7 protein-coding genes are annotated in these 6956 nt (G+C 43.6%); 4 read left to right on the top strand and 3 right to left on the bottom strand.

The features are described 5' to 3' along the window. Window positions 1–472: 472 nt before the first annotated feature. Window positions 473–829, bottom strand: a complete 357-nt coding sequence (locus OU793_RS17095) for a YibL family ribosome-associated protein (protein ID WP_005467110.1) — start codon at window positions 827–829, stop codon at window positions 473–475. 83 nt (window positions 830–912) lie between these two features. After that, complete coding sequence (locus tag OU793_RS17090) at window positions 913–1908, bottom strand: 2-hydroxyacid dehydrogenase (protein WP_025612050.1); 996 nt, start codon at window positions 1906–1908, stop codon at window positions 913–915. A 229-nt stretch (window positions 1909–2137) separates the two neighbouring features. Between OU793_RS17090 and OU793_RS17085 the strand changes: the two genes are divergently transcribed. Further along, on the top strand, window positions 2138–2620 hold the full coding sequence (locus OU793_RS17085) for a murein L,D-transpeptidase family protein (protein WP_005479613.1): 483 nt from the start codon (window positions 2138–2140) through the stop codon (window positions 2618–2620). Between the two features lie 30 nt (window positions 2621–2650). Here OU793_RS17085 and OU793_RS17080 read toward each other — a convergent pair whose 3' ends face one another. Beyond that, complete coding sequence (locus OU793_RS17080; protein WP_060658642.1) at window positions 2651–3361, bottom strand: glycerophosphodiester phosphodiesterase family protein; 711 nt, start codon at window positions 3359–3361, stop codon at window positions 2651–2653. Between the two features lie 257 nt (window positions 3362–3618). On the opposite strand from OU793_RS17080, the gene OU793_RS17075 reads away from it, so the two are divergent. From OU793_RS17075 to OU793_RS17065, 3 genes are all read left to right on the top strand, one after another. Further along, window positions 3619–4572: an L-lactate dehydrogenase gene (locus OU793_RS17075; protein WP_025442453.1), complete on the top strand. Its 954-nt coding sequence runs from the start codon at window positions 3619–3621 to the stop codon at window positions 4570–4572. 158 nt (window positions 4573–4730) lie between these two features. After that, window positions 4731–5396 carry a response regulator transcription factor gene (locus OU793_RS17070; RefSeq protein WP_005459337.1) on the top strand — a complete coding sequence of 222 codons (666 nt, stop codon included), beginning with the start codon at window positions 4731–4733 and terminating at the stop codon, window positions 5394–5396. After that, window positions 5396–6769 (top strand): sensor histidine kinase, encoded by a 1374-nt coding sequence (locus OU793_RS17065; protein WP_178309990.1) that lies wholly within the window; start codon window positions 5396–5398, stop codon window positions 6767–6769. The genes OU793_RS17070 and OU793_RS17065 overlap by 1 nt, the downstream gene beginning before the upstream one ends. Window positions 6770–6956: the final 187 nt, after the last annotated feature.

Genomic DNA, 6956 nt, shown 5'->3' with positions numbered 1-6956 from the left:
CTTTCGTCATTTTCGACGTTTGAAAATTAGATGGGATTTGTATTAAATCTCAAGTCGGTCGCGCTCCCCGACTCTAAGCACAATTAAGAAGCCCCGTTAGAGATAGCGAGGTTTTTTATTTCAGCGCAAACTGGAAATGATAGAGGTTTAGCAAATCCCCCCGGTTGAGATTCCCTCCAAACTAGGCGCCCTTGTTTTAATATTCAGCACACAATCACTCAATACAAGGTTTGTTCTTAAATGAATGATCTTTAACATACAGACGTTCCATTAAGGCTTTCGAACCTATCAAAGTGACGTTTTCTAAAGCAGCAAGCCTTAAACGCTGTGAGATTGAGTGGCTGGCAACTTGAGTTTTAGTGTTGCACACCTTGCAGCTATTCAACTTCCCTTTTCTCTAGTTCATTCAGATACAAAAAAGCCCAAGCGATGGGCTTGGGCGTTCTTACATTTAATGTGTTTGTCGAGTGTATTAGAACTCTTTCGGTGCGAAGCCAGTCATCACGTCTAGGCGTAGTTCTTTACCCATTTTGGTCATAGGGTGAACGATAACCAAGCCGCGTACGCGTTTCTTCAGTTTACCGATGTCTGCCTGTTCTGCTTTAGTGATTTCACGAGAGAATGGCATATCTAACAGGCTTTTACGTTCTTTATTTAGTTCGTATGTTTGTTTGTGCTTAAGTTGATTAAGCTTCTTTGTTAGATCTTCAACTTCATCCGTGAATTTAGAAATCATTTCGTGATCACCACGAGAACGTGCTGCATCCAGTTTACGTTGGCAGGTATCTACGCGGTTATGCAGCTTTTGAATATCAGTTTTAATGCTCATGGTAAATAGACTCAATTTTTTAATGGTCGAGGAGTATAGCATAGCTGAAAATCTACGCTCTACTATCCTCCTCGATTCTATGTTTAGTTGATTAGTTCATTCCCTGAAACTTGGCCGGAGAAGAAGGCTTCTACGTTGTTCAATGTCACAGATGCTATGTTATTCAGCGCTTCGTGAGTTAAGAAAGCTTGATGACCAGTGAACAGAACGTTGTGACATGCCGATAAGCGGCGGAAAACATCATCCACGATAACGTCGTTGGATTTATCTTGGAAGAACAAGTCCTTTTCGTTGTCGTACACATCTAAACCAAGAGCGCCAATCTTACCCTGTTTAAGTGCTTCGATAGCGGCGACAGAGTCGAGTAACTCACCGCGGCTTGTATTGATGATCATCACGCCATCTTTCATTTGAGCAAAAGCGTTTTCGTTCAATAGGTGGTAGTTTTCTTCGCTCATTGGACAGTGAAGAGAGATAACATCTGCATTGGCGTAAATCTCTTCAAGAGAACAGTATCGTGCACCCATTTCTAAAGCGAGAGGATTTTCGTAAGGGTCGTAGCAAAGCAGTTCCATCCCTAAGCCTTTAAAGATTCGCATCGTAGCGATACCAATCTTGCCTGTGCCGATAACGCCAACAGTTTTGCCGAAAAAGTTGAAGCCAACTAATCCTTCTAAAGAGAAGTTGGCATCACGGGTGCGTTGATACGCTTTGTGGAGACGACGATTCAAACACATCATCAAACCGACGGTATGCTCGGCGACCGCTTCGGGAGAGTATGCAGGCACTCGCACAACTTGAAGGCCAAGCTCTTTAGCCGCTCGTTGATCTACTTTATCGAAGCCAGCACAACGCATCGCAATGAGTTTTGTTCCGCCCAAAGAAAGTTGTTTTAGAACGGGAGCAGAAAGATCATCATTGACGAAAGCGCACACCACGTCACAACCGTGCGCCATTTTTGCGGTTTTTTCGGTGAGTCGAAAGTCGTGATAGTGAAATTCGAAGTCGCGATTGTTCTTAATTTTATTAAAAGAGGCTTCGTCGTAGGATTTTGCACTAAAAAAAGCAATGTTAATCATAGTTCCCTCCCAAAAAGTATGGGTTTTATAAATAAATCTACTTATAAAGTAATGCAACTTAGGCCTAATGAATAGTGAAATCTTTGCTTAAATCTCAGTAATATCAAGATGCGATTAGCACCGTCTTTTTTACGTCTCAACGTTATAATCAGATTGCTTTGTGAGCATCATCTGACTAGCATAGCTTCTCTTTTATTTCCTTCTGACTCTTGGTTTGGGCGTTCTGGTAATGTCGATAAAATGGTGTGCTTTAATTCTGTGTGGATTGGTTACGTTCAGTACGCATGCGGCTGTCGATCTGGTTAAAGTTGATAAATCGAAACGCAGAATGTACTTGATAGAAGATGGCATCATACTAAAAGAATATCGTATTGCATTGGGTGCCAGTCCTAAAGGCCATAAGCAAGAAGAAGGCGATAACCGAACGCCAGAAGGCAGTTACACGCTCGATTACGTGATTGAGGATTCTGCGTTCTATCGCTCGGTGCACATTAGCTATCCCGATGCTATTGACACGTTAGAGGCGCACCGGAGAGGTGTCTCCCCGGGTGGGAACATTAAAATTCATGGTTTAAAGAATGGTGAGACGCAAGATCCTAGTTTTATTCAGAGTTTTGATTGGACCAACGGGTGTATTGCGCTCACCAATGAAGAAATGGATGAATTCATCCAGCTTGTCACCATGGGAACACCGATCACGATCGAGTGGTAGGACTCGTTATCCCACGGGAGCTTTGAAAGGTTACTGCATAAAACGTTTTGGATGGTCACTAAAAATGCCATCTAATTGCGGAAGGTGCTTGAGCTTATTCGGGTTGTTGACCGTGTAACACATGACCTTATAGCCCGCTTCTTGCAGCTTAATGATCTGACGCGAACGAACCCAGTTAATATTTAGGTTACAGCTGTACGCTTTCACTTCATCTAACAATAGCCCGTCTTTTTTTGTAAAAAACTCACTTAAAACACCCAAACGATAACCTTCGCAATGCTGGTAAAGTGCTCTGATGACATCATGACTAAAGCTTGAGAGTAAAAGGTTCTCTCTAGGCATTGAACTTTCGGTAAGCACTTTTGCAAGCGTTTGTGCGACTTCATCCGCTGGATGGCGGTCTACTTTCACTTCAATATTCAGATTTAGACCTCGCTCAGTAGCCAAACTTAATAGCTCCTCAAGAGTCATGATATTTTCGCCAGCAAAATCTTCGCTGAACCAGCCACCGAAATCTAATTGTCTTAGTTCTTCCAACGTATGAGCATCAACTCGCCCTTTGCCATTGCTGCATCGATTTAACGTATGATCGTGGCAAACCACAAGTACGTTATCTTTTGTTGGCTGAACATCCACTTCTACCCATTTTAGGCCGAGATCAATTGCAGCTTGAACGCTGACTTTTGTATTTTCTGGGAACGAGCCGGCAACGCCGCGGTGACCAATTAACAGAGTTTCCATTTTGTTTGCCTTCTTGGATTAGATGTCCAGATTGTACTCGCTTTTGGCCATTGATATAGAGGTGAAAGGCTTCTTCAGGGCGGTAACGTCACGATTCAATGGTGTAATTTTCATCAAGCAAGCATGGTGCAGAAATGAAAGACTAGATTGGTAAGAGATTCTGAGCTACAAAATGACGTTGGACTTTTATGCTCTTGCCGCTCATTTTTATAGAGCGACGTATCTTTCAAGAGCCGCATTTTTTCAGGGAGAGTAAGATGAAAATTGGTGTGATTGGCGCTGGCGCCGTTGGAGTTGGTGTTTGCAATTATTTGCTCACGCTAGGCAGCGTCAGTGAACTTGTTCTGTTAGACCAAAACTTAGAAAGAGCTGAAGGGGAAGTCTTCGATTTTCGTCACACAGCGGCGTTAACCTTTTCCAAAAATACCCGCATTATTCCTTCAGATGATTACCTCGATTTGTTAGGTGCCGATATTGTTGTGATAACGGCAGGTGCGCAAATTCAACAAGGACAAACACGTTTAGATATAGCGGAAATCAACGCGAAGATTGGCGTCGAGATCGCTAGCAAAATAGAGCGTGTTGCACCAAAGGCGGTTTTGATTGTCGTGTCCAACCCTTGTGACATTGTTGCTCATTTTATTACTACCAATACAGGCTTTGAGCCAAACAAAGTGATCAGCAGCGGGTGTGTTATCGATACAGCCCGCTTGATGAGCATTGTTGCTAACCGTGTGGATCTTGACCCTAAAAACATATTTGGTTATGTACTGGGAGAGCACGGAAGCCACTGTTTCACACCAAAGAGTTTGATCTCTATTGCTGGCCAGCCTGCGGATTATTATTGCGATACACACAATATCGAGAGAATCGATGCTGATGAGTTGCTCGAAGCGGTTAAGCAAGCGGGTTACGAAATATTTCGTCGCAAACATAATACGGTGCATGGTATTGCAGCCAGCGTATTTCGAATCATTCAAGCCATCAAAATCAATGAGCGCTCTGTGTTGCCAGTTGGCACGATGATGTCGGGTCAATATGGTGTGAGTGGCGTCGTGCTAAGTCTACCGACAGTGGTCGGGAAAAAAGGTGCAGAGTCGGTTCTTACTCACCCGTTTACAGAAGAGGAGCTTGAAACATTACACTCTATCAGTATGAACTTGAGATCCATTGTTGAGAATGTCGCGCAATCGACAGGTTTGAAGTGCTGATTGTAAACAAAGAAATTCTCCGTTTTGCCTTATATAGCCTACTGTTTAGTAGGCTTTTTTGTGTCTTCCAAACAGAGAAAAGCCCCATAAACTATGGTTGTTTAATTTGCAAATGAGTAATAGAATGCGAACCATTTTTATTTAAGTGGTAATTTGGCATGTCTCGAGTTCTGATTGTTGATGATGACGTTCCTTTGTGTGAGCTTTTAGAAGTAGTTTTGCAAGATGAAGGATATACCGTCTCTTCTGTGCATTGTGGTGAAAGCGCGCTGCAGTACATGGAGAAAACGCCAGTCGATTTAGTGTTGCTCGATGTGATGTTGCCAAACTTAAATGGGATGCAAGTTGCTCGTCGTATTTGCCAACGATTTGCTACGCCAATTCTGATGCTTACAGCATTGAACGATGAAAACTCGATGCTGGATGGTTATCAAGCGGGTGCCGATCAATACATTGGTAAGCCATTCAACGTCGCTGAGTTGCTAATGCGCATCAAAGCGATCTTGCGTCGAGTGGGCTTGGAGCGTCAACGCCAAACCATTTGTAATACCGCCCAGAGTATCAGTGATCAGCTAACCAGCTTACCGTTGACCAGCACTGAAGCGGAGCTTTTGAGCCATTTGGTTAAGAATCAAGGCGTGGTGATCTCCAAAGCAGAGCTACAGACAGAAGTGTTGAAAAAAGAACTCAGCCCGTTTGATCGCAACCTAGATATGCACATCAGTAACATTCGCCGAAAATTGGTTGAAGCGGGCTTATCTAAACAGCACATCAAAACGTTTCGAGGCAAAGGCTACAGTTATTTAGAATCTGTGGGCGCGTGATGAAGCTGGTGTGTCCATCCTACATAGCAAAACGCAAAGACAGCCTTGCGTTTAAGCTTTTCAGTTACATGACCGCGATAGTCATCAGCATTTTGCTGGTGCAAGCGTTAGCGGAACAAGCCTTGGTGAAAGCCATGTTGAAAGTTCCAAATAGCGTCAAAATGGAAATGTTGGATCTTGCTCACCAAGCCAACGTGCTGATTGAACATGGCGACATGGATGAGTTGGCTGATTGGGCGAACGCGCAGCAGTTCTATTTGTTTGTACTGAACGAGCAGCTTCAACCAGTGACGCATCGTCTCATGCATCCACATTTTGAATTTAAGCTCCAATTCAAACGCAGCATTGATGATCAATTGGAAGACAAAGTGAATCGACCAATCATCAGCATTCCATTGGTTCAGCAGCACAACTTAGTCATTCAACTGCCGCATCGCTTACATCCTGCGAATGACTTCATACTGTACTTTTCCATTATCAAAGTGGTAATTGCCGCCGTGATTTTGGCTTTGTTCTCGCTTTTAATGGCACGCAACTTACAGCAACCGTTGGACAGACTCAGAGAGGCGAGCAAGAAGCTTTCTAACGGCGATTTTAATGTCAGTGTTGTGCAGGAGCTAAAGTCCAACACGCGAGAATTTAATGAACTCGCGCAAGATTTTGACCACATGACGAAAGAGATTCACTCGCTAGCGGAGAAGCAACGTCTTTTGATTCGCGATGTGTCCCATGAACTAAGAACGCCTCTTGCTAGACAGAATTTGGTTTTGCACCTTTTGCGTAAACGAGTTGGTGAAAGCGAACAAGAACTAGTGACGCGGTTGGAAGACGAAGCCAAAGAGCTGAATCATCTAATCAGTGACATTTTGGAATTTAGTCGCCTTGAGAATGCTCGCTACGACAAAGAGACCAAGCGTAGCGATCTTGAAGTGCTACTAGCCCCACAAGTTGAGCGTTGCAAAATCGATTTGAGGGAATCACAGAGCATTGTATTTATTTCACGTGTGACCGAGCCGAGAGCTTACTGTGAAGATACTCTCGTGGTGCGTTGTCTGAATAATCTAGTTGGCAACGCTATCAAATACGCGGGTGAAGATGCTCGGATCGAAGTGACTCTGACTAATCAAGAAATCAATGGGCAGGCTTATCTGGTTACGTCTGTCTCTGACGATGGGCCTGGCATCCCAGAGAACAAGTTATCCGATATCTTTAACCCGTTTACCCGCTTGGATGCCTCGCGAGACAAAAAGCTTGGTGGATACGGCCTTGGACTGGCGATCGTTAAGGAATCGATGCGAATGATGGGTGGTTCCGTCAATGCAGAGAATCGTTCTCAAGGTGGTTTAACCGTGAGTTTGGTGTTCAGACAATAACGGGTAACAATGAAGTGAACTCGATTTGTGATCTGGATCTCGTATGAGCGGTTCTTCATCAGAGAGTTCTTTACAAAACTTTGCAAATGCAAAGAATGTAAATTTAATGCAAATGGTAATACTTATCACTTATATTCACTCGCAAAATAAATAAGAGGGAATCACATTCACTGAATGTGGGACCCGA

Source organism: Vibrio sp. VP6 (assembly GCF_028823755.1).
GTDB lineage: Bacteria > Pseudomonadota > Gammaproteobacteria > Enterobacterales > Vibrionaceae > Vibrio > Vibrio parahaemolyticus.
The sequence above is the reverse complement of the archived record's forward strand: the minus strand, read 5'-3'. Positions and strand labels throughout refer to the sequence as shown.

Excerpts from the sequence above, each read along its gene's own strand:
- OU793_RS17095 (WP_005467110.1), bottom strand. The coding sequence starts at position 829 with ATGAGCATTAAAACTGATATTCAAAAGCTGCATAACCGCGTAGATACC.
- OU793_RS17090 (WP_025612050.1), bottom strand. The coding sequence starts at position 1,908 with ATGATTAACATTGCTTTTTTTAGTGCAAAATCCTACGACGAAGCCTCT.
- OU793_RS17085 (WP_005479613.1), top strand. The coding sequence starts at position 2,138 with ATGTCGATAAAATGGTGTGCTTTAATTCTGTGTGGATTGGTTACGTTC.
- OU793_RS17080 (WP_060658642.1), bottom strand. The coding sequence starts at position 3,361 with ATGGAAACTCTGTTAATTGGTCACCGCGGCGTTGCCGGCTCGTTCCCA.
- OU793_RS17075 (WP_025442453.1), top strand. The coding sequence starts at position 3,619 with ATGAAAATTGGTGTGATTGGCGCTGGCGCCGTTGGAGTTGGTGTTTGC.
- OU793_RS17070 (WP_005459337.1), top strand. The coding sequence starts at position 4,731 with ATGTCTCGAGTTCTGATTGTTGATGATGACGTTCCTTTGTGTGAGCTT.
- OU793_RS17065 (WP_178309990.1), top strand. The coding sequence starts at position 5,396 with ATGAAGCTGGTGTGTCCATCCTACATAGCAAAACGCAAAGACAGCCTT.